This window comes from Roseburia hominis A2-183, assembly GCF_000225345.1.
GTDB lineage: Bacteria > Bacillota > Clostridia > Lachnospirales > Lachnospiraceae > Roseburia > Roseburia hominis.
Map to the genome: position 1 here is coordinate 1,285,188 of NC_015977.1, position 21,802 is coordinate 1,306,989.

19 protein-coding genes and 1 tRNA gene are annotated in these 21,802 nt (G+C 52.9%); 19 read left to right on the forward strand and 1 reads right to left on the reverse strand.

The genetic code is table 11. The annotated features are described in order from the left end of the window. Positions 1 to 366 precede the first annotated feature (366 nt). The 12 genes from RHOM_RS05745 to cydC all read left to right on the forward strand — a co-directional run bounded on the left by RHOM_RS05745 (position 367) and on the right by cydC (position 13,248). Positions 367 to 849: a GNAT family N-acetyltransferase gene (locus tag RHOM_RS05745; RefSeq protein WP_014079335.1), complete on the forward strand. Its 483-nt coding sequence runs from the start codon at positions 367 to 369 to the stop codon at positions 847 to 849. A 15-nt stretch (positions 850 to 864) separates the two neighbouring features. Then, complete coding sequence (locus RHOM_RS05750) at positions 865 to 1,092, forward strand: hypothetical protein (protein ID WP_014079336.1); 228 nt, start codon at positions 865 to 867, stop codon at positions 1,090 to 1,092. A gap of 394 nt (positions 1,093 to 1,486) precedes the next feature. After that, positions 1,487 to 3,643 (forward strand): PRD domain-containing protein, encoded by a 2,157-nt coding sequence (locus RHOM_RS05755; protein WP_014079338.1) that lies wholly within the window; start codon positions 1,487 to 1,489, stop codon positions 3,641 to 3,643. A gap of 28 nt (positions 3,644 to 3,671) precedes the next feature. Then, the gene (locus RHOM_RS05760; protein ID WP_014079339.1) at positions 3,672 to 4,019 is read left to right on the forward strand and encodes a PTS lactose/cellobiose transporter subunit IIA; all 348 of its coding nucleotides are present in this window, start codon (positions 3,672 to 3,674) and stop codon (positions 4,017 to 4,019) included. Continuing rightward, positions 4,016 to 4,324, forward strand: coding sequence for a PTS sugar transporter subunit IIB (locus tag RHOM_RS05765; protein WP_014079340.1), 309 nt, complete (start codon positions 4,016 to 4,018; stop codon positions 4,322 to 4,324). The genes RHOM_RS05760 and RHOM_RS05765 overlap by 4 nt, the downstream gene beginning before the upstream one ends. 24 nt (positions 4,325 to 4,348) lie before the next feature. Beyond that, positions 4,349 to 5,962 (forward strand): phosphoenolpyruvate--protein phosphotransferase, encoded by a 1,614-nt coding sequence (gene ptsP, locus RHOM_RS05770; protein WP_014079341.1) that lies wholly within the window; start codon positions 4,349 to 4,351, stop codon positions 5,960 to 5,962. Between the two features lie 42 nt (positions 5,963 to 6,004). Further along, entirely contained in the window at positions 6,005 to 6,262 is a 258-nt protein-coding gene (locus RHOM_RS05775) for an HPr family phosphocarrier protein (protein ID WP_014079342.1), read from the forward strand. 776 nt (positions 6,263 to 7,038) lie between these two features. Further along, complete coding sequence (locus RHOM_RS16485; RefSeq protein WP_014079344.1) at positions 7,039 to 8,232, forward strand: HD-GYP domain-containing protein; 1,194 nt, start codon at positions 7,039 to 7,041, stop codon at positions 8,230 to 8,232. Positions 8,233 to 8,235: 3 nt separating this feature from the next. Beyond that, positions 8,236 to 9,402: an HD-GYP domain-containing protein gene (locus RHOM_RS05785; protein WP_014079345.1), complete on the forward strand. Its 1,167-nt coding sequence runs from the start codon at positions 8,236 to 8,238 to the stop codon at positions 9,400 to 9,402. Between the two features lie 3 nt (positions 9,403 to 9,405). Next, complete coding sequence (locus RHOM_RS05790) at positions 9,406 to 9,795, forward strand: nitrous oxide-stimulated promoter family protein (protein ID WP_014079346.1); 390 nt, start codon at positions 9,406 to 9,408, stop codon at positions 9,793 to 9,795. Then, positions 9,785 to 11,554 (forward strand): ABC transporter ATP-binding protein/permease, encoded by a 1,770-nt coding sequence (locus RHOM_RS05795; protein ID WP_014079347.1) that lies wholly within the window; start codon positions 9,785 to 9,787, stop codon positions 11,552 to 11,554. Before RHOM_RS05790 ends, RHOM_RS05795 begins: the two co-directional genes overlap by 11 nt. Then, positions 11,554 to 13,248, forward strand: a complete 1,695-nt coding sequence (cydC, locus tag RHOM_RS05800; RefSeq protein WP_014079348.1) for a thiol reductant ABC exporter subunit CydC — start codon at positions 11,554 to 11,556, stop codon at positions 13,246 to 13,248. The genes RHOM_RS05795 and cydC overlap by 1 nt, the downstream gene beginning before the upstream one ends. A 100-nt stretch (positions 13,249 to 13,348) precedes the next feature. Here the strand turns inward: cydC and RHOM_RS05805 are convergent. Beyond that, positions 13,349 to 13,421 (reverse strand) — tRNA-Ala (locus RHOM_RS05805). A gap of 242 nt (positions 13,422 to 13,663) precedes the next feature. On the opposite strand from RHOM_RS05805, the gene RHOM_RS05810 reads away from it, so the two are divergent. The 7 genes from RHOM_RS05810 (at position 13,664) to RHOM_RS05835 (ending at position 21,750) form a co-directional block, all read left to right on the forward strand. Further along, complete coding sequence (locus RHOM_RS05810; RefSeq protein ID WP_014079349.1) at positions 13,664 to 15,160, forward strand: AAA family ATPase; 1,497 nt, start codon at positions 13,664 to 13,666, stop codon at positions 15,158 to 15,160. A 48-nt stretch (positions 15,161 to 15,208) separates the two neighbouring features. After that, positions 15,209 to 16,912, forward strand: coding sequence for an ABC-ATPase domain-containing protein (locus RHOM_RS05815; protein WP_014079350.1), 1,704 nt, complete (start codon positions 15,209 to 15,211; stop codon positions 16,910 to 16,912). An 18-nt stretch (positions 16,913 to 16,930) separates the two neighbouring features. Continuing rightward, a complete protein-coding gene (locus RHOM_RS05820) occupies positions 16,931 to 19,591 on the forward strand; it encodes a translation factor GTPase family protein (protein WP_014079351.1) in 2,661 nt (886 codons plus the stop codon). Positions 19,592 to 19,615: 24 nt separating this feature from the next. After that, on the forward strand, positions 19,616 to 19,864 hold the full coding sequence (locus RHOM_RS05825; RefSeq protein ID WP_044024876.1) for a hypothetical protein: 249 nt from the start codon (positions 19,616 to 19,618) through the stop codon (positions 19,862 to 19,864). 79 nt (positions 19,865 to 19,943) lie between these two features. Then, positions 19,944 to 20,318, forward strand: a complete 375-nt coding sequence (locus RHOM_RS05830; RefSeq protein WP_143761678.1) for a hypothetical protein — start codon at positions 19,944 to 19,946, stop codon at positions 20,316 to 20,318. A 30-nt stretch (positions 20,319 to 20,348) separates the two neighbouring features. Continuing rightward, on the forward strand, positions 20,349 to 20,492 hold the full coding sequence (locus tag RHOM_RS17680; protein WP_014079354.1) for a hypothetical protein: 144 nt from the start codon (positions 20,349 to 20,351) through the stop codon (positions 20,490 to 20,492). Between the two features lie 232 nt (positions 20,493 to 20,724). Beyond that, complete coding sequence (locus RHOM_RS05835; protein WP_242823164.1) at positions 20,725 to 21,750, forward strand: [Fe-Fe] hydrogenase large subunit C-terminal domain-containing protein; 1,026 nt, start codon at positions 20,725 to 20,727, stop codon at positions 21,748 to 21,750. Positions 21,751 to 21,802: the final 52 nt, after the last annotated feature.

A 21,802-nucleotide genomic window follows, 5' to 3' on the forward strand; every position in this document is an offset into this window, starting at 1 on the left:
TTTAATAATGTCTATGAGGGAGCACAGTTAGTGCTGCCAGAAAGTCCGCCCATTGTCTCGGGTGTGTCGGACATGCACCCGTCGGATTGTCCAAACGTGGAAGAAACACGGAATCAGATGCAGTCATCCGGCTGGAAGAAATACACCCATTTTTTTCAACGAATGTTCCATCTGCAGTTCCAGCCGAAATCTGTATCATGTGCTTCCTGTAATATCACTTATCGCTGAAAGGGATAACATCTGCTACATGCGACAGCCTTATTTTTGCGGATATTTCACGTAAAGTGAAAAGGCTTTACTTGCACTGGGCGAAGAAGGCGCTTATAATGTGTTCTGATAAGAGAACGGCGCAGGGAGGAAGAGAAGATGATCATAAGACATGCGGCAATGGAGGACTTAAAGGCGGTTACAGAGCTGGAAGCAAAGTGCTTTCCTGCGGCGGAAGCGGCGGGGAGAGCGGCATTTTTCGATCGGCTGGCAAGTTTTCCTGATCATTTCTGGCTGCTCTACGAGGATGAAAAACTGGTATCCATGATTAACGGCATGGCAACCGACGAGGAGCATCTGACCGACGCGATGTATGAACATGCCGATATGCACAGCAAGGATGGTGCGTGGCAGATGATCTTTGGTGTGGCGACGGACCCCGCAGAGCAGGGAAAGGGATATGCGGCAGCGCTGATGCGCAGGGTAATTGCGGATACAAAGTCACAGGGGAAAAAGGGACTGGTGCTGACCTGTAAGGAGAGGCTGCTTTCGTTTTACGGGCAGTTCGGCTACCGGAATGAGGGGGTATCCGGATCGGAACACGGAGGCGCTGTGTGGTATGAAATGCGTCTGACTTTTTAGAATAAGGAGAAAAACATGGAAGAATATCTGATCAAAAATACAACAAGAGAACAGCGGGAGCAGATCGTAAAAGATTCCCTGGGATACAGTGAGTTAGGATGCGATGATGCCATGGACGGGTATGATATGTATCTGCCTTATATTGAGGGAATCAAGGAACTTCGTGAGATCACGATGGAATATCAGGCGCAGTATGTGCGTGATATGGAGCGCGAGGAGCGCGGGCGCTGCAATCTGTACTAGAAACGGTGCCATTTTTCCTTCAAGAAACATCAAAATATAACCTTGAAATTATCATAAGAACCCGTGAGAACATATCTGAATTGCGGAGATGTTCTCACGGGTTCTTTTTTTCAAAATCTTTAAAAATGTAAAAAAAGAAAAAACTTGTACACTAAGTGTATATGATCAGCAGAAACATATACACTAAATAAGCGGAGAAAGAAGCGACAGGAAGAAAAGAAGCGGATTATTGGAAAAAACAGACAAAAAGAGAGTTGAAAAAGAAAGCATTTTGTATGAAAATGAGTATAGATGAAGGATACAAAATTTATACACTATGTGAAATTGACAGTCAGAAAGAAAAAACATATAGTAAGCGTATCGAAGAGATCAGCGATTTCTTATGAGGAACCATATGAAGGGAAACAGAGAGCAGATATACGAATTTGTAAAACTCCACAGCTCCGTGAATGCCAATCACGGGATCTCTACTAATGAGATCGCAGAGGCACTCGGAATGCAGCGCACCAACGTCAGCACTGCACTGGGCGAACTCCTCCGGGAAGACAGGGTAAAAAAGAGCAGCAGCCGGCCGGTCTTATATTCGCTGACGGAAGCGTTTGCGGATGAGGAGGGAGCGTTCCGGGAACTGGTGGGATATGACGGCAGTTTAAAATACGCCGTTCAGCTTGCCAGGGCGGCACTTTTGTATCCGCACCGCGGACTGAATGTTCTTCTGATCGGAAGAGAGGGAAGCGGCAGAAAATACATGGCGGAAGTGATGCACAAAGCTGCCGTACAGCAGGGACTGGTTGCGGAACAGGCGCCGTTTGTAATGTGTGACTGCATGGATTTCGGAGCGGACGATACGGCAACGATCGCAGAACTGCTCGGAGACGGCGTGCAGGGAGGAATGCTCGCGGAGGCAGCCACGGGAATCCTGTTTTTACATAAGGTACAGTTCCTGTCGGTGAACGTCAGACGTAAGCTGCTCCGCTGTTTTGTGGAGGCGGAGGATGCGCGGGAACTGCCGATGATTTTTCTATCCTGCGACGACAAGGCGCTGGATGTGATTTCCATGCTGGAAGACCACGTGCTGGCGGAGATCCGGCTCCCGTCCCTTACGGAGCGTCCGCTTCCAGAGCGGCGGAAGCTGCTGGAACATTTTCTGGTGGCGGAGGCATGCAGAACGAAGCGCACGATCACGCTGGAGTCCGAGGTGCTCACCTGCCTGATGCTGTTCCCTTGTGAAAAGGAGATACTGACCTTAAAGACACAGATCCGGAAAGCCTGCATGAATGCTTATCTGCGGGACTACATGGATCACGGGGGAGAACTTCACCTCTACATCAGCGACTTTGATCCGTCTGTGCGCAAGGGATTCTTAAACTACCGCGCGGACAAGGAGGCGGTGGATGCGCTGGTAAAACCGCAGATGCGCTATTTCTATCAGGAAGGGGGCGTGACGGTACTTGCACCGGAAATGCCGCCTGCCGAGGAGACGCAGGTCAGCGAGCCACAGATCCGGACGGACGAACCGTCGCCGGTACTTTTATTTGTCTTTTACGGACAGGGAGTCGCGCGGGCACTCTCAGATACCATCGAGGAGCAGCTTCACCGCGGAAACGTGTATGCCGTTGACATTCCTTACGAACAGAAGGATGAACAGACCTACGAGTTGCTGCGGCAAAAACTGCTCGCGATCGATAGAGGGGCGGGAGTCCTTGCCGTGTATGACCAGAAGGTATTGCAGCAGATGTTGTATACAATTTCCTGCGAGACAGGAACACAGCTCCGCGCGGTAGCGCTTCCGGTCACAAGATTCGGAATGGAGTGGTCGAAGGGGGCGGCAATCGCCGATGGGGTGGACCGGGTTTACCGGATGGCGGCAGAGTCGCTCGGGGCGCTGCGGCATTCCCCAAAAAAAGTAATCGTTACGCTCTGCACCACAAGTGAGGGTGTTGCGCTGCAGATGAAGCAGTATCTCATCCAGCATAAAGCCTGCACGGACGCGGAGGTGATTGCCTTATCCTTATCGGACCGGAACCTGCTGCGGGAAAAACTGCTGGAACTTATGCAGGGAGCAGTGATCCTGTGTATTATCGGAACGTATGATCCGGACATTCTGGCGATTCCGTTTCTGTCAGCGGCGGATGTGCTGGCGGTGCCGGTGGAGCGTCTGCCGGAGCTTTTGCGCACACAGCGCATGGAAAAGGCGGAGGTTGATTTTGATGAAATGTTCCGCTGTCTGGGCGATCATCTGGAATATGTGGACATCGGCCGCTTAAAGGAGGCGCTCATGGAACTGGCGGAGCAGATTGAGGGAAAATATCCGATGTCGTTAGATACCAAGACAGGACTTGTGATGCACATTGCCTGCGCAGTCAACCGGATTGCGGGAAGGGGCGTTTCCATAGAGAATCCGCACCGCGAGGAAATTGTGCAGAAGTATCACGGGGTATACCGGGATCTGCGAAAATATGTAGCGCCGGTCGAGCGGAAATTCCACATGATTTTTTCCGATGACGAGATGGCGAACATCATTTCCATACTGATGCAGATTCAGGAATGAGACAGAGTCGGTCACGGAGGTGAGCAGGATGGATGAAATCGATGAGACAGAACAGCAAAGAGAAGCAGCGATGGAGATCATTGCGAAGGCAGGTGCGGCGAAAAGCTGTGCATTCGCAGCGATTCATAGAGCTAAGGACTTTGATTTTGCGGGAGCCGCGGAGCAGTTGGACGAGGCGGAACGCTATGCCACGGAAGCACATAAGGTGCACACCGATCTTCTGGTACGGGAGGCGGGCGGACAGCAGACAGACGCAGGACTGCTGATGACACACGCGCAGGACCATTTCATGATGGCGACGCTGGCGCAGGAAATGGCGGAGGAGATCGTGGATGTCTACCGTGCGCTTGAGGAGGCAAAAGGAGGCAGCCGATGAAGATATTACTTGTCTGCAGCGCGGGAATGTCGACCGACATTCTGCGCGGGGAACTGATAAAATATGCAAAAAAGGAACAGATTCCGCTGGAAGTAAAGGCCGTCGGGGTACATGCCTACAGGGAATGCTGCACGGGGTATGATGTGATCCTTCTGGGACCGCAGATTGCATACCGCAGGGAAAAGATTGCGGCGGAGTGCGGAAATCTGCCGGTGCTTGCCATTGCGCCGGGGGACTATGCCGCGGGAAATGCCGCACACATACTGGAACAGGTAGAGACCACACTGCGTGGATTAGATGAATAAGCGAAGAATGAAAGGAGAATGCATATGATTTGTATCGAGGGAAAAACCGCTTTTAGCGGAATCGCAATCGGCCCGATCCGGGAGTTTGCCAAGAAGAGCAGCGCGGTGAGAAGATCACATGTTGATGATACCGCAGCTGAGTGTATACGCTTTGAGGAGGCAAAAAAAGTCGCGATGGAGGAGCTGGGAGCACTCTATGACAAAGCGGTAAAGGAAGTCGGAGAGGACAATGCAGCGATCTTCGAGGTACATCAGATGATGCTGGACGATGAGGATTACTGCGATTCCATCCGCAACATTATCACGACACAGGAGGTCAATGCAGAGTTTGCCGTTGCTACGACAGGGGACAATTTTGCAGCGATGTTCGCCGGCATGGATGACGAGTACATGAAGGCGCGTTCGGCGGATGTCAAGGATATTTCCGAGCGCCTGATCGCCGTGTTGCATCACGGCAGCGGCGCGCAGTCCATGGAGATGGAGCAGGCGATCATTCTGGCGGACGATCTGGCACCGAGTGAGACGATCCAGCTTGACCGTTCCAAGGTGCTGGCGTTTGTGACGAGAGAAGGATCGACGAATTCCCACACCGCAATCCTTGCCCGCACAATGAACATTCCTGCACTGGTATGTACGCCGGTAGCGGACGGCATGGACGGCAAAATGGCGATTGTGGACGGCATGGCAGGCAAAATCATCATTGAGCCGGAGGAGAGCGTCCTGGCGGAGTATCAGAAGAAGAAAGAAGACGAGAGCAAACGCAAAGAACTGTTATCGGCATTGAAGGGCAAGCCGACCGCAACAAAATCCGGCAAATCCATTAAGCTGTACGCGAATATCGGCGGCATCGGCGACGTTGGCGCGGCGTTAATGAACGATGCGGAGGGAATCGGTCTGTTCCGCAGTGAATTCTTATATCTGCAGAATGACCATTATCCGACGGAGGAGGAGCAGTTTTCCGCATACAAGAGCGTTGCGGAGATGATGGGTGGCAGAAAAGTTATCATCCGTACGTTGGACATTGGTGCAGATAAAAAGATCGACTACTTTAATCTGGACAAAGAGGATAACCCGGCGCTCGGCTACCGCGCAGTGCGCATCTGCCTGGATCGTCCGGAGATTTTTAAGACACAGCTTCGCGCGCTGTACCGTGCGAGTGCGTTCGGCAACATTGCCATCATGGTGCCGATGATTATTTCCGTCTGGGAGGTACAGAAGGTCAAGGAGATCATGGCGGAGATCCGTGCAGAACTTGATGCACAGAAGATCCCTTACGGCAAGGTGGAGTTCGGTATTATGATCGAGACACCGGCGGCAGTCATCATTGCCGATGAACTGGCAAAGGAAGTGGACTTTTTCAGTATCGGAACCAACGATCTGACACAGTATACACTGGCAATCGACAGGCAGAATGCAAAGCTTGATATGTTCTATGATTCCCACCATCCGGCAGTGCTTAAGATGATTCAGATGGTCATCGACAGTGCGCATAAGGAGGGTATCTGGGCAGGAATCTGCGGGGAACTCGGCGCAGATACAACATTGACGGAACAGTTCGTTGCGATGGGAATCGACGAATTGTCCGTATCACCTGCGATGGTACTTCCGGTGCGCGAGCGCGTTGTCGGAATGGAGTAAATAAAAGCCACATAAATTAAGAAAAGAAAGGAAATGGAAAACATGAAAACATTTGATTACACCGTAAAAGACGAACTTGGAATTCACGCAAGACCTGCAGGTCTTCTGGTAAAAGAGGCAAAGAACTTCACCAGCAAGATCACCATCAAGAAGGGTGAGAAGGAAGTGGACGCTACCAGAGTGATGGCAGTGATGGCGCTTGGCGTAAAGCAGGGCGAGACAGTGACCGTCAACGTGGACGGCGCGGATGAGGATGCCGCTGTTGCAGCGATGAAGGCATTCTTCGAGAAAGAACTGTAAAATCTGAAAAAAGAGTAGCTCCGGCGGATTCGTAAGAGTCTGCCGGAGTTTTTTTATGGGGCTGCCGCGATAAGCATAGACCTCTTTGGGGTGATAAGTAATATTATTAGAATAGTAGAGCACAAAAAAGTTCCAGAATAAACATGCGACGGCAAATTCTTTGAAGCAAAATTCATGTATTTCTTCCATGCCGCAGTTGGCATCCCATTCCGTGTCTTTGCCACGTTTGAACACTCCCGGAGTGTGTCCGACAAGCCACAGACAATGGGCGGACTTTCTGGTGTCCCTAATGGCACCTCTTCACAGACAATATAAAACCGCGCGAACCGAACTCGCCGGCATCTGCTATTGAAAATATGGCAGATGCCGACTCAGACAGCGGCTTCGCGCGGTTATGTTTTGTTCAGAGGTGCCATAAGGGACACACACAAAAGTCCTACAAATTGTCTGCCGGCTTGTGGACACAGTCCGTGGAGTGCTCCAAACTTGGAAAGACATGGATCATCACAGATGTCATCTGCGGCATGGTTAGAAATACCGGATTTTGCGTTCAGAATTTGTTGCCGCATGTTTATCTGGAACTTTTAAATATCTGTTTCTAATAATATTACTTATCAGAGCAAAGCGTAATATGCTTATTGCGGCAGCCCCATAAAAACGCTCCTCTGTACATGTGAAGTGGGATTTGGTAGAATAAGGGATATGAAAAATGATGCTTGACAAGAAGAAAATAGTTAGGATAAACTAATTCGGCGGATAAAAGGAGCGGGAGACAAATGAAGCTGTTTCGGGGAGCGGTAGATACGATAAAAAGAGTGTACCGGTATGAGAAGACAACCGGCATGGATGTTGGGGCACTGCAGGGGGTCATGCTGATCTTTGCGGTGGTGTTGTTTCTGATTGACATTGAGAATTTCCGGCTGGGAAAGTATGTCATCGGAATTGTGACACTGGTCGTGGGAATTGTGAGCGTGACGGCGGTGTTTGTAATCCGGCGGTTCCAGAAGGTGGTTCTCGTGTGTCGGATTGCGGTCTTTTTGTTCCTGCTGCTGGCGGCTGCCATTCTGTACGCGGGTGCGAATGACGGCTTTTCCCTGCTGTGGTATCTGCTGCTGCCGGTTATCACGCTGGTTCCGCTTGGAATGCCATTTGGGGCGCCGGTGTGCATCGGATTTGGTCTGATGATTATGACTTTTTTCTGGACGCCGCTTGCGGATATATTAAGGTATGATTATCCGAGGGATTATCGGGTGTTCTATCCGATTTTTTACTGGGGATTCTGCCTGATGGATGTGGCGATGGATATTTTTTACAAAAATTATCAGATCCGGCAGCGCCAGAATGAGGAAAATCTGGAGAATGAGGTGCAGGAGGCGGTTGCGGGCACGAAGAATCTGATGATTCACTCAGTCACGGCGATCAGCCAGCTGATCGATGCCAAGGACCGTTACACGAGAGAACACTCCCAGCGTGTGGCGGAGTATTCCAGGCTGATCGCGGATTATATGCGGGGAGGCTGCGCATCAGGGGAGGAACTGGAACTGATCTACCGCAGCGGTCTGCTTCATGACATCGGCAAGATTGCGGTGCCGGACGCCGTTTTAAATAAGCCGGAACGGCTGACGGATGAAGAGTACGAGGTGATGAAAAAACATACGGTCTGGGGCAGAGAGATCTTATCCGGTCTGGAGTTTTTGCCGCAGGCGGATCTGGGCGCGACATACCATCACGAGCGGTACGACGGAAGCGGCTATCCTTATGGCATGCACGGGGAGGAGCTTCCGGAGATGGTCCGCATTATCAGTGCGGCGGATGCGTTAGACGCGATGAATTCCAATCGCTGTTACAGAAAGCACTGTGACAGGGATTACATTATCGGCGAATTCCGAAAGGGAGCCGGGAAACAGTTTGACGCCGGAGTGGCGCAGGCGGTTGTTGCATTGATCGAGGAAGGCAGGATTACGGTATAAAGGATGAAGAACGCAGAGACAAAAGCAAAGAGAATAAGAGAGAACTTCTGGGATACGGTCAATGCTCCTTATGAGGACAGGGAATTGGCACTCTGGATGAAAATTGTTTTCGGATTTATCTGGGCAATCAGTATTTTGAACGGCATATTTTACGGTGTCAGGGCATCCTATCTGATTGCGTTGGGGATCATGGTGGCGCTGCTTTTTGGCAATATTGCGGTCTGTCGGAGGCATTACCGCAGATGGATCGATGTGGTGACATTCACGTTGCTCAGCATTCCGATTTTTTATGTGTATTACCACGCGAGCATTGGGTACTTCAGTGTATTGTTCCCGATGCTGTTTTCCTGCGGAATTGTATTTATCTTAGGAATCCGCAACAGTTTTGTCATCAATCTGTTCTATCTTGCGGCGATGATTTTGTGCTTCCGGTTCGACCTGAATGCTTCCGCGGAAGATATCTACGGGGAGAATGTGGCACTGCGTTTTCCTTATCTGTATGTGTGCTTTGTGTTCATGGCATATCTGTTAATGTACTCCATCCAGCATTACTGGGTGGAGAAGCAGAGACGGCAGGAACGGCTGGAGCGGCGCGTGCGCGAGGAAAAGGAAAAGCTGTGGGGAATGTCCATGCGTGTGATGAATGCGATGTGCCGCGCGCTGGGCGCGAAGATTCCCGGTGAGGAGGAACACTGCAGGCAGGTGGCGGAATACGCAAAAGAGATTGCAAAAAGACTGGATCTTCCGGAGGATATGGTGTCCGGGGCTTATCAGGCAGGTCTTCTGCACGAGATTGGAATGATCGGCATTCCAGACGAACTGATCCAGAGACGGAACCTGACGGATGAGGAGTACGGTGTGTTCCAGACTTATGTGAAGATGGGCTATGATATGATCAGCGAACTGCAGGTGGCGGATACAATCGCGGAGACCGTGTACTATCATCGGGAGAATTATGATGGCAGCGGTTATCTGGCGGGAAAGTGCGGCAATGAGATACCGGTGCTCGCGCAGATCCTCGCGGTGGCGGACTATGCGGACCGCCATCTACGCTGGGGCGAGAGTACGGAAATGGTGAGAGGCAAGATAAAGGAGCGGGAAAATACAAGGTTTGAACCAAAGTGCGCCGGGATAATGGAACAGATTTTAAAGGAGAGAAGTGAGGACTAGGGAATGGAGAAAATGACGGCGCAGGAGATAGAACAGAAGCGTGCGGGGGAGAAAGAGACCGTGGATTGCATGATCGGCATCTACTGCCGCGGAGTGCACGGGACGAAGCGGGGAGAACTCTGCGAGGCGTGCCGCCAGCTGCAGGCGTACGCCGATCTTCGCACGGAAAAATGCCCGTTTATGGAGACGAAGACGTTCTGCAGTGCCTGTAAGGTGCACTGTTATTCGAAGGAGATGCAGGAGAAAATCCGTGAAGTGATGAAGTATGCGGGACCAAGGATGTTGTTTGTGCATCCGCTGCTTGCCATCCGGCATGTGCATATCACACTTCGGAATAAGAAAAAGCAGAAAGAGATCAGTACAAGGGAAAAGGGAGAGAAACATGTTTCATAAAAGACTGTTAAAGGAATTTTCCGATAACCGGAAATACGTGGCGGGAATGGTTATCATGCAGTGGGCGGCGCTTCTTGCCAATGTGGCGCTTATGTATGTGCTGGCAGCGTATGTCGGGAGAATATCCGGAATTGTAAAAGGGGAGAGCCTCACGACCTCCCCGTCCGACGGAGTGCTGCTTATCGTATTTGCGGCGGCGCTTTTTGTGCGGATCGCGGCGACGAGTGCGGCAAACCGGATGTCCTATCTTGCGTCCACGCAGGTGAAGCGCAGACTGCGCGACCGGATCTATGAGAAGATGATGGAGTTCGGGGCGGCTTACCGGGAGGCGGTGGCGACCTCGGAGGCGGTGCAGATCGCGACGGAGGGAGTGGATCAGCTTGAGATCTACTTCGGAAAATATGTGCCGCAGTTTTTTTACAGCATGCTGGCGCCGCTGACCTTGTTTGTGATTGTTGGCACCATGAGTATCAAGGTGGCGGCAGTGCTGCTGCTCTGCGTACCGCTCATTCCGGTGTCGATTGTGGCGGTACAGAAGTTTGCCAAGAAGCTGCTGGCAAAATACTGGGGAACCTACACGGAACTCGGCGATTCCTTTCTGGAAAATCTGCAGGGACTTGTCACGTTAAAGATTTATCAGGCGGACGGGCGCTATGCGAAGAAGATGGATGAGGAGGCGGAAAAGTTCCGCAAAGTGACCATGCGTGTACTGATCATGCAGTTGAATTCGATCAGCGTGATGGATCTGGTTGCCTACGGCGGAGCGGCGCTCGGCATCATCTTAAGCGTGCTTGAATACCGGGCGGGAGCGGTCACGTTTGCGGAGTGCTTTTTTATCATTATGATCTCGGCGGAGTTTTTCCTTCCGCTGCGTCTGCTCGGCTCCTTCTTTCATATTGCGATGAATGGAAATGCCGCTGCGGACAAGATTTTCCGGTTTTTGGATACGTCGGTGCCACAGCATGGTACTGTGCAGAAAACGCAGGGCAATGAGATCTGTTTTTCCCATGTGGACTTTGCTTACACACTGGATGCCCCGGTGCTGCGCGATGTGGATTTCTCCGTGCCGGGCGGGAGTTTTGTCGCGCTGGTCGGTGAATCGGGTTGTGGAAAAAGTACGGTCGCATCGCTTGTGATGGGGGAAAACCGTCCAAAAGAGGGCGGCAGTGTTACGATCGGTGGAGTGCCGGTCACAGAGCTTACGGCGGAGGCACTTTACCGGAAGGTGACAAGAGTGCGCCATGACAGCTATCTCTTTGCGGGAACCGTGGAGGACAACCTTCGGATGGGAAAGGCAGATGCCACGCAGAAAGAGATGGAGGACGTGCTTTTGAGAGTGGATCTGCTTCAGACGATCCGGGAGAAAGGCGGACTTTCCATGCAGCTTGAGGAGCGCGCGGCAAACCTTTCCGGCGGGCAGAAGCAGCGTCTGGTGCTGGCGCGGGCGCTGCTGCATGACAGCGATATCTATATTTTTGACGAGGCGACATCCAACATTGACGTGGAGAGTGAGAACCGGATTATGGAAGTCGTCCGCGGGCTTGCCCGTGAAAAGACGGTGCTTCTGATCTCACACCGCCTTGCCAATGTCACAGTGGCGGATGAGATCTTCGTGCTGCAGGCGGGGACGGAAGGGATCGCAGAGCACGGCACGCATCAGGAGCTGATGCAGCGGCAGGGATATTACTGCAGGCTGTATGAGGCGCAGCAGGAACTGGAATCCTATGCGGGCACACAGCAGAAGGAGGTGACGGTGTAATGAAGCAGAACAAAGACAATCAAAATAAAAAGCAGAGAAGCGGATTTGCCGTCATGTGCGGGCTGATCGGGATGATAAAGCCGCTGCTTGGCATCATGTGTCTGGCGATTCTGATGGGCTGTGCGGGCAATCTGATGGCGACGTTTTTAACAATCCTCGGAGGCTATGCACTGCTTACCGTGACCGGTGTATACAGTGGAATGAGGCTTTCCGTGATCTTTACGCTGCTGGTCTGCTTCGCGGTGGCGCGCGGAATCCTGCGTTACGCAGAGCAGGCGAGCAATCATTATATCGCGTTTAAACTTTTAGCGCGCATCCGGCATCAGGTGTTTGATTCCCTGCGCAGACTGGCACCGGCCAAGTTGGACGGCGCGAAAAAGGGCAACCTGATCTCGATTATCACCAGCGATATCGAACTTCTCGAGGTGTTTTATGCACACACGATCTCGCCGATCGCAATCGCGGTCATCACATCGGTGGTTATGACGATCTTCTTAGGAAGGATACATCCCGTTTTCGGAGTGCTGGCACTTTTCTTCTATGTGCTTGTCGGAGCCGTGATTCCGGTTGTCAACGGACGGATCGGAGCTGCCGGCGGCAAGGAATACCGGGAGGCATTCGGCGCTTTGAATACCTGTGTGCTGGACAACCTTTACGGCCTTGAGGAGACGCTGCAGTACGGACAGCAGGAGGCACGCATCGCTAAGATGGCGGAGCAGACCGGACATCTGGAGACGGTCAACGGCGCATTAAAGCGGGGGGAGAACTTACAGCGCGTGATCACCGACGGTGTGATTCTCTTTGCGGGTGTGCTTGCGGCGCTCGTGGGTGGAACGCTTGCAGAAAACGGCAGCATCCCGGGAAGCGGGGCGGTGATTGCGGTGATCGCGCTCGCAAGCTCCTTCGGACCGACAGCAGCACTCTCGGCGCTGTCAAATAATTTAAACCACACCTTGGCGAGCGGAAACCGTGTGCTGGATATCCTGGAGGAAAAACCGCTCGTGGAGGAAGTGACCGGAAAAGAGGAGACGTGCGGTCAGAATATACACTGCGACCATGTGTCCTTTGCCTACGCGAACACGCAGGAGAGCGGGGAAGAAGACGGACGCGACGTGCTGCGGGATTTTACGGCGGATTTTACGGAAAAGCGGATTCACGGCATTCTCGGAAAGAGCGGCTGCGGAAAATCGACCTTGTTGAAGCTTCTGATGCGGTTCTACGAGCCGGATGAGGGAGTGATTGCCTACGACGGAACAAAGATCGGAGAGATCAATACAGCGGCGCTGCGCGGCGGTATCTCCTATGTGACGCAGGAGACGTTTTTGTTCCATGACACGGTGGCGGAGAACCTTAAGGTGGCAAAAGAGGATGCCACAGAGGAGGAGCTGGAGCGGGCGGCGCGGGCGGCGTCCATCCATGATCTTATCATGAGTCTGCCGGACGGTTATGAGACGAAGATCGCGGAGCTGGGGAGCTCCCTGTCGGGAGGAGAGCGGCAGCGTCTCGGAATTGCGCGCGCCTTTCTGCACGATGCAGACATCCTGTTCCTCGATGAACCGACCAGCAACATTGACAGCTTAAACGAGGGTATGATTCTGCGCAGCCTGAAAGAGGAATGTGCGGACAAAACGATTCTGATGGTGTCACACCGGAAGTCCACGATGGGCATTGCGGACGACGTGCTGGAAATGTAGGCGGATCAAAGCCGTACAAGAGACCCGTTTGAAGATAAGAGAGACAGAAATGTCCGGCAGCGTCTGCTGCCGGACATTTCTTTAAAAACATAAAAAAAGATGGAGATAGGGGGACTCGAACCCCTGACCTACGCGTTGCGAACGCGTCGCTCTCCCAGCTGAGCTATATCCCCGGATTCTGATTCAGACGATATCAAAAATCTTTCGCCCGAACAATATGTATTATGCCACATTTGTTTTTGAAATGCAACAGGTAACGAAACCTTTTGCGGGTAAAGTTATTGACTTTTCCTGTAGCGGAACATAGAATATTTATAATTGCAGGGAACCGGCAAAAGACAGTGCATGTGAAGTGGCTGCAGGGAGTATTCCCGCGGTCATTTTTGAATTTTAAGAGATAAAAAGGGACACAGATATGAATATCAGGCAGGCAAAAAATGAGATCAAACATACCGTGGAGGCATACTTAAAGAAGGATGAGGCGGGGGATTATGAGATTCCGGAGATCCGGCAGAGACCGGTGCTTCTGATGGGACCTCCGGGCATCGGCAAGACACAGATCATGGAGCAGATCGCCAGAGAACTCGGGGTCGGGCTGGTGGCATACACGATCACGCACCACACAAGACAGAGCGCCGTCGGACTGCCGTTCATCCGGGAGGAGGAATTCGCGGGGAAGACCTACTCTGTGACGGAGTACACGATGAGTGAGATCATCGCCAGTGTATACCGCAGGATTCGTGACAGCGGGCAGCGGGAGGGAATCCTGTTTATCGATGAGATCAACTGTGTGTCTGAGACGCTTGCGCCGACGATGCTGCAGTTTTTACAGTGCAAGACCTTCGGCAACCAGAAGATACCAGAGGGATGGGTGATTGTGGCGGCGGGCAATCCGCCGGAGTACAACAAATCCGTGCGCGATTTTGATATGGTAACCCTCGACCGTGTGCGCTATATGACCGTGGAGGCGGATTACAGGGTCTGGAAGGAGTATGCGAGGGCACAGCACATCAGCGGAGCGATCTTAAGCTACCTGGAACTTCGCCCCGGCAACTTTTACCGCGTGGAGGCGGATGTGGACGGCATGCAGTTTGTGACGGCGCGAGGATGGGAGGATCTCTCCAATCTGATGGCGGTCTATGAGAAGCTCGGTTTTCTGGTGGACGAGCAGGTTATCCGGGAATATATCCATCACGCCGATGTGGCGGAGGATGTGGCGGCGTATCTGGATCTCTACCGCAAATATCAGGATGACTACGGCATTCCGCAGATTCTGGACGGCTGCGTCAGACCGGAGATCTACGCGCGCATCTATGCGGCGGCGTTTGATGAGCGGCTCTCGGTGGTACATCTGCTGCTGGACGGTCTGGCGGTGTTTTTCGGCAGGGCAGCGTCTGAGCGGGCATTGACGGATGCGTGGTATGCCTTTTTAAAAGAGTACCGCAGACAGGTGGAGACAGCCGCAGATCCGGCGGAATGTTACCGGACGCTTGTCGCAGAGCGGGAGCAGGAGATGCTGCGGCAGATTGCAAATGACGCTTACACCCGCGAGGAGGCAAAGCGGGAGAAGCTTTTGATGGAAAAATTAAAAGCAGCGCAGCAGGAAGTGACAAAAGATTCGGCACAGCGCTGTTTTGAAGCGGCAAAAGTGGGATTTGACCGGCAGCGGGAGGTACTGGTGCAGACCGAGGAAGCAGCGGGCGCGGCGTTGGAGCACGCGTTTGACTTTATGGAGCAGGCGTTCGAGAACGGTGAGGAGATGGTGGTGTTTGTCACGGAGCTCACGATTACGTCGGAGTCCGCAAGGTTTCTCTCCGAGCATACCTGCGAGCGCTATCTGACATACAACAAACAGCTTTTAATTGGAACGAGACGAGCGGAGCTGTTGTCGGAGCTGCGTCGGGACAACTGACGATTTCGCAGGAAAGAATATAAAAGGAATATAAGAAGGAATAAAAAGATGCAGTCACAGAATGAACTTAGAAATCTGTTACAGAGAATTGATCATAAGAGTTATCCGGCTTACAAGGATACGAGAGGAAGCTACGATTTCGGCAATTATGTGTTGTCGATCGACCATGTGCAGGGAGATCCGTTTGCCGCACCGTCGAAGGTGAGCGTCCATGTCAGGGGAGGGGCAGCGAAGTTCCCGGCGGATCTCTACCGGATGAAATGCCGCAGGCTGGCAGTGTGCGACTATCTGCTGCGTCAGTTCGGGCAGGAACTTGAGCGCGTGTCTTTCAAGGCAAAAGGCTCCGGAAAGAGCGGACTTCTGGCGGTGAGCCGCCCGGGACAGGAAGTGTTGGAGCGCACCGCATGCCAGATGGATGAGGCAAAGGGGGATCTGGTGCTTCGCTTTGAGGTGGGATTCCCTGCCAACGGGAGAACCGTCAATGCAAGAGAACTGGAGAAAATCTTCTTTACGTTTCTTCCGGAATGTGTATCACACAGCCTGTTTTATAAGGCGCTGGATGAAAAGGCGGTGTACCGTGCGGCGGATCTCGCGGAGGATCAGCAGTATATCCGGGATCATTTAAAGGAGCAGGGGCTGGTGGCATTCGTGGCGGATGCATCCATCCTGCCGCGTGAATCCGGCGTGTCCGGCAGACCGATGAAGGACGCCGTGAAGTTTACGGCGCCGGAATCCATGAAGGTAAGCTTTGCGCTGCCGCATGCGGGAAAGATACAGGGCATGGGAATAAAGAAAGGAATCACACTCATCGTCGGCGGCGGATACCACGGCAAATCCACGCTGCTTAAGGCGCTGGAGCTTGGCGTGTACAACCATATTGCCGGGGACGGCAGGGAGTATGTCATTACCGATGATACGGCGATGAAGATCCGCGCGGAGGACGGAAGAAGCATCAAAAAGGTGGATATTTCCATGTTCATCAACGATCTTCCGAACGGAAAGGATACGAGTGCCTTTCGCACGGAGGATGCGAGCGGAAGCACCTCCCAGGCTGCCAATGTGGTGGAGGCCATGGAGGCGGGAGCAGAGACGTTCCTCATCGATGAGGATACGAGTGCAACCAATTTTATGATCCGCGACGAGCTGATGCAGAGGGTGGTAAACCGCGAGGATGAGCCGATCACGCCGTTTATCGACCGTATCAGGGAGCTGTATGAGCAGTACGGTATCTCCACGATTCTAGTGGCGGGAAGTTCCGGCTCCTATTTTCATGTGGCGGACTGCATTGTCCAGATGAACCGCTACAAACCGCAGGAGATCACCGCTTTTGCGAAGGAGGAAGCGGACAGATTCCCGCTGCCGGAGGTGAAGCCGCCGAAACAGGCGGCTCCGACGTTTGAGCGTGCGGTGCGGCCGGATCGCGCATTCAAGGAAGATGCCCGCATGAAGTTAAAGACAATGGGACGCGACGGCATCTCCATCAACCGCGATACGATCGATGTGCGCTATGTGGAGCAGCTGGCGGATACGGAACAGCTCGCGGCGCTCGCCTACTTTTTAAAGTATGCCGAGATCCATGTATTCAACGGAAAACGCACCTTAAGGGAGAGCGTTTCCCTATTGATGCAGTATGTGGAGGAGCACGGACTTGCCGCGGTGACGGAGAGCAGCTATGTGCCGTGCGGGCTGGCAATGCCGAGGGCACAGGAGATTTTTGCATGCATCAACCGTTACAGAAGAATCAGTTTGTAGGAAAAGGAACCGGAGAACGTGAGTGACAAAGCGAATATTGCAGCAGCAGTTCTGGCACATGTAGATGCCGGGAAGACAACTTTATCGGAGGCACTGCTCTATGAGAGCGGAATGATCCGCAGGGCGGGCCGTGTGGACAACAAGGATGCGTTTCTGGATACCTTTGCGCTTGAGAAGGAGAGAGGAATCACCATTTTTTCCAAGCAGGCGGTATTAAAGCTGCCGGAGGAGACGGTCACGCTTTTAGATACGCCGGGGCATGTGGATTTTTCGGCGGAGATGGAGCGGACGCTTCAGGTGTTGGATTATGCGATTCTTGTCATCAGCGGGGCGGACGGTGTGCAGGCGCATACGAGGACGCTGTTTGGGCTTCTGGCGAAGTATGAGGTGCCGGTGTTTTTGTTCGTGAACAAGATGGACCAGCCGGGAACGGATCAGGAGGCGCTGCTCCTGGAATTGAAAAAGGAACTGCATGAGAACTGCGTGGATTTTTCGGATCAGGAGAGCGCGGCTTTTGCGGAAAATGTGGCGGTGTGCGATGAGCAGGTCTTAGAGCAGTATCTGGCAGGGGAAGCGGTCGGAACGGAGCAGATCAGAAAGCTGATCCGGGAACGTAAGCTGTTTCCGTGCTATTTCGGATCTGCGCTCAAGATGCAGGGGGTGAAGGAGTTTCTGGCGGACTTTATCCGGTATGCCAGTATCCCGGCCTGCGGGGAGACATTCGGCGCGCGGGTATTTAAGATTGCACGGGATGCGCAGGGAAACCGCCTGACCTACTTAAAAGTGACCGGTGGAAGCTTAAAAGTCAGACAGGTCATCGGGGAGGAGAAGATCAACCAGATCCGCATTTATTCCGGCGAAAAATATGAGACGGCAGAGGAAGTTGGCGCCGGAGGCATCTGTGCGGTCACGGGTCTGCTTCACACATTCCCGGGGGAGGGACTTGGCGCAGAGAAAGCGTCCAGGCTGCCGGTGTTAGAGCCGGTACTGACTTATCAGATCATACTGCCGGAAGAGGTAAGCCCGGCAGTCATGCTTCCCAGACTGCGGGAACTTGAGGAGGAGGAACCGCAGCTTCACATTGTGTGGGATGAGACCTTAAAAGAGATCCAGGTGCAGGTGATGGGGGAAGTACAGATCGAGGTTTTGAGCGAACTGATCCGTCAGCGCTACGGAGTGCAGGTCACATTTGGCGCCGGAAGGATTGTATACAAGGAGACCATTGCAGGTACGGTGGAGGGCGTGGGACATTTTGAACCGCTCCGCCATTACGCCGAGGTGCATCTTTTGCTTGAACCGGGAGAGCCGGGAAGCGGGCTCGTATTTGAGACGGACTGCAGCGAAGATGTGCTCGACCGCAACTGGCAGCGGCTGGTGCTCACCCATCTAAGAGAGAAGGAACACGTCGGTGTGCTGACAGGATCGGCGCTTGCGGATATGAAGATCACGCTCGTTGCCGGACGCGCGCACACAAAGCACACGGAGGGCGGTGATTTCAGGCAGGCAACCTATCGTGCGCTGCGTCAGGGACTGATGCAGGCGGAAACGGTGCTGCTGGAGCCGTGGTATGATTTCAGACTCTCGCTTCCGGCAGGAGCGGTCGGACGCGCCATGAATGATATCGACCGCATGAAGGGAACGATTGCCTACAGTGCAGACGGCTGCATTGTGGGAAGTGCGCCCGTGTCCGCCATGCAGAATTACCAGCGTGAGGTGATGGCATACACCGCGGGAGAGGGGAAGCTTTCGGTTGCCTTAAAGGGATATTTTCCCTGTCACAACACGGAGGAAGTGGTGGCGCAGATCGGGTATGATGCCCAGAGTGATCTGGAGAATACGGCGGATTCTGTATTCTGTGCGCACGGAGCAGGATTCATTGTGCCGTGGGATCAGGTGTTTTCCTATATGCACCTGCCGCCGGTGCTCGGGCAGGATAAGAACGGGGAGGAATGGTATCCCGGACAGTGGCTGCCGGATGCGGCGAATTTCCACGCAAAGACGGGGGAGGAAGAAGCCTGGATCGGCACGGAAGAGATTGACAGAATCCTTGACCGGACATACAATGCTAATAAGAGAGACAAAGATGCCGGCGCAACGAACGGCTATAAAAAGAAGCGCATCATAGAAAGCAGTCCCGCTTCTGCTTCCGGAGGCGGGAAGCAGAAGGATGCCGGCGTGGAATATCTGCTGGTGGACGGCTATAATGTGATTTTTGCGTGGCAGGAACTTGCGGAACTTGCCAGAGTGAATATGGATAGCGCGCGCGGGCGGCTTTTGGATATTCTCTGCAACTATCAGGGAATCCGCAGATGTGAGCTGATTGTGGTATTCGATGCGTACCGTGTCGAGGGACATCAGACGGAAGCGTGTGATTATCACAATATTCATGTGGTGTACACGAAGGAGGCGGAGACGGCGGACGCGTATATTGAGCGTTTCGCCCATGAACACGCGTCGAGATACCGCGTGACGGTTGCCACTTCCGACGGGCTGGAGCAGATTATTATCCGCGGAGCCGGATGCATCCTGCTCTCGGCGAGAGAGTTTGAGCAGGAAGTAAAGGAGAAGAACCGGCAGCTGCAGGCAGAGTACGACAGCAGAAAAGACCATGGAAAGGTCTATCTGCGGGATCAGATGCCAAGCCAGGTGCTTGACGGATCTTTGGAGGAACAGCAGTAATTTTGTTCCGGAATGGAGATTGGAATGAGAAGGGAAGAAGAAGTCAGACTGACACATTCGGGTATCTTTGCAAAAGACGGCAGACGCTGTGTGTCTGTGCGTTTTGAGCGGGGAAGGGATGTCGCGGAAGCCATATTGCCGGCATGCCGCGTGACGAAGAATGAGGGCTTTACGGACGAAGAAGTCCGCGGACTGGAGCAGTATCTGGAGAGTAAAAATGATGAGATTTTTGCAAAGGCAAAGGAAATCAATCCGATCAGGGGAATTCTTTAAATGCCATCTCTGCCTTTTGCTCATAGCCGCGATGCTTGTGGCGGCGGCACTGCCAAACGGAGTGCGGGAGTCCGGACCTTTGGACAGTGTGAAGCGGATGGGGCAGACCGGTGGACAGGAATTTTGTCCGGACCGTAAGCAGACCGGCACCATGGTCGCGTCACCGAACGAGGAGCGCCCGGAAGTGGAAGCCGCAGGCAGGGAACTGAGTGAGGCGCATGTCATAGAGACGCTGAGGCAGAAGAGTGCCTACCGCTACCGGAATGTCCAGCAGCTTCGGCTCCTAGTGTGGCTTCTGGAATGTGGTCTGGCGGGACTTTTGGGCGCGCTGTTTCTTTTGGCGGGGAGAGAGCGCGGGCAGCAGTGGGAACTGATTCCCTCGGGAAGAAGGATTGTAGCATACATAAGGAGGGCCGACGGAAAAAAGAACGGCCTTGTATCCTCCATAAAATAGCAATTATTATTTTATGAGAGGATAAAAACTATGAATATTTTAATATGGATTCTGATGATCGTTGGTGGAGCAGCCGGAATGTTATCGACTGCATATCTGGTGCTGGCTATGCCGGTAATCTTTGGATGGAAAGTATACCGCAAGTTCAAGTATCACATCGGTCTGTATGATTAGAAGAAACGGGAGTTTTGGCTCCCGGGGCAAAAGAGGAAGTCATCCGGCAGGAACGGATGGCTTTTTCTTTTGTGCATCAAACTACAACCGGAAAAGTGTGCGAAGAATAAAAAGGAGGATGTATGGGCATCCTTGAAAGAAAAGGCAGGTGTGAAAGATGGAGAGCATACGCAGATTGCATGAGGAAATATTAAAAAGAGAGCACAAAGCGGAGAAACAGAGGAAAGAAGAAATGCGATATGATCAGATGGACTGTCTGCTTTTGGCGGGAGAAGAAAAGACGGAGCGCACAATTCCGGTCTGTGAGACGGTCTTTCCGGAAAAGTTCGCGGATTTAAATGCGGTGCGCGAAGTGCTGCTTACACCGGAAAAACAGGTATATGCGCTGATTGCGCCGGCATTTATGGGACAGTTTGGAGAGGGGGTCTCCCCGGGAGCAATCCGTGCGGCATTGAAACGCGCGGGATTTTCCGGGATGGTGGAGGTGGCGGTATTTGCCGACATTTTAACCTTGAAGGAAGCGCTTGAATTTGACCGCCATGTGAACCGGGATACGGATTTTTTGCTTACGAGCTGCTGCTGTCCGGTCTGGGTGTCCATGATCCGCAATATTTACGGGGAACTGGTACCGTATATGCCGGGGGCGGTGTCTCCGATGATCGCTGCGGGCAGGGCGGTGAAAAAGATGCATCCGGATGCCGTCACCGTGTTTATCGGTCCGTGCCTTGCCAAGAAAAAGGAGGCGAAGGAGCCGGATATCTGCGATGCGATTGATGTGGTGCTGACCTTTCAGGAGACGGCGATGCTGTTTGAGGCAATGGGGATTGCGCCGCAGCAGATGGAGGAGGATGCAAGCGAACATTCTTCGGGAGCAGGCAGAATCTATGCGCGGACCGGAGGCGTCAGCGAGGCGGTCGTGCGGACGGTAGAACAACTTCACCCGGGACGGAAAATTGCGGTCCGCCCCATGCAGGCGGATGGCGGAAAGGCGTGTAAGCAGATGATTGAGGCAATCCAGGAGGGGAAGACGGAGGCTAATTTTTTTGAGGGAATGGGATGCGTCGGAGGCTGTGTCGGAGGACCGCGGGCGCTGCTGCCGCGCGAAGAGGGCAGTGCCTACGTGGATCATTACGGAAAAGAGGCATTGTATCAGACACCTCTGGAGAACCCTTATGTAATCGAATTGCTTGAAAAGCTGGGATTTTCCACCGTGGAGGATTTTCTGGAAAAAAGTGATCTTCTCACGCGCCATTTTTAAATGCAGTAAGTATTGTTCAGGGGCATGCATTTAAAATGCGTTGCCGGGGGGG

What these genes read in the sequence shown, in the direction of transcription:
- cydC (WP_014079348.1), top strand. Translation starts at nt 11,554, where the DNA reads ATGAAGCAGAACAAAGACAATCAAAATAAAAAGCAGAGAAGCGGATTT.
- RHOM_RS05795 (WP_014079347.1), top strand. Translation starts at nt 9,785, where the DNA reads ATGTTTCATAAAAGACTGTTAAAGGAATTTTCCGATAACCGGAAATAC.
- RHOM_RS05790 (WP_014079346.1), top strand. Translation starts at nt 9,406, where the DNA reads ATGGAGAAAATGACGGCGCAGGAGATAGAACAGAAGCGTGCGGGGGAG.
- RHOM_RS16485 (WP_014079344.1), top strand. Translation starts at nt 7,039, where the DNA reads ATGAAGCTGTTTCGGGGAGCGGTAGATACGATAAAAAGAGTGTACCGG.
- RHOM_RS05825 (WP_044024876.1), top strand. Translation starts at nt 19,616, where the DNA reads ATGAGAAGGGAAGAAGAAGTCAGACTGACACATTCGGGTATCTTTGCA.
- RHOM_RS05810 (WP_014079349.1), top strand. Translation starts at nt 13,664, where the DNA reads ATGAATATCAGGCAGGCAAAAAATGAGATCAAACATACCGTGGAGGCA.
- RHOM_RS05815 (WP_014079350.1), top strand. Translation starts at nt 15,209, where the DNA reads ATGCAGTCACAGAATGAACTTAGAAATCTGTTACAGAGAATTGATCAT.
- RHOM_RS05785 (WP_014079345.1), top strand. Translation starts at nt 8,236, where the DNA reads ATGAAGAACGCAGAGACAAAAGCAAAGAGAATAAGAGAGAACTTCTGG.
- RHOM_RS17680 (WP_014079354.1), top strand. Translation starts at nt 20,349, where the DNA reads ATGAATATTTTAATATGGATTCTGATGATCGTTGGTGGAGCAGCCGGA.
- RHOM_RS05765 (WP_014079340.1), top strand. Translation starts at nt 4,016, where the DNA reads ATGAAGATATTACTTGTCTGCAGCGCGGGAATGTCGACCGACATTCTG.
- RHOM_RS05760 (WP_014079339.1), top strand. Translation starts at nt 3,672, where the DNA reads ATGGATGAAATCGATGAGACAGAACAGCAAAGAGAAGCAGCGATGGAG.
- RHOM_RS05750 (WP_014079336.1), top strand. Translation starts at nt 865, where the DNA reads ATGGAAGAATATCTGATCAAAAATACAACAAGAGAACAGCGGGAGCAG.
- RHOM_RS05755 (WP_014079338.1), top strand. Translation starts at nt 1,487, where the DNA reads ATGAAGGGAAACAGAGAGCAGATATACGAATTTGTAAAACTCCACAGC.
- ptsP (WP_014079341.1), top strand. Translation starts at nt 4,349, where the DNA reads ATGATTTGTATCGAGGGAAAAACCGCTTTTAGCGGAATCGCAATCGGC.
- RHOM_RS05745 (WP_014079335.1), top strand. Translation starts at nt 367, where the DNA reads ATGATCATAAGACATGCGGCAATGGAGGACTTAAAGGCGGTTACAGAG.
- RHOM_RS05775 (WP_014079342.1), top strand. Translation starts at nt 6,005, where the DNA reads ATGAAAACATTTGATTACACCGTAAAAGACGAACTTGGAATTCACGCA.
- RHOM_RS05835 (WP_242823164.1), top strand. Translation starts at nt 20,725, where the DNA reads ATGCGATATGATCAGATGGACTGTCTGCTTTTGGCGGGAGAAGAAAAG.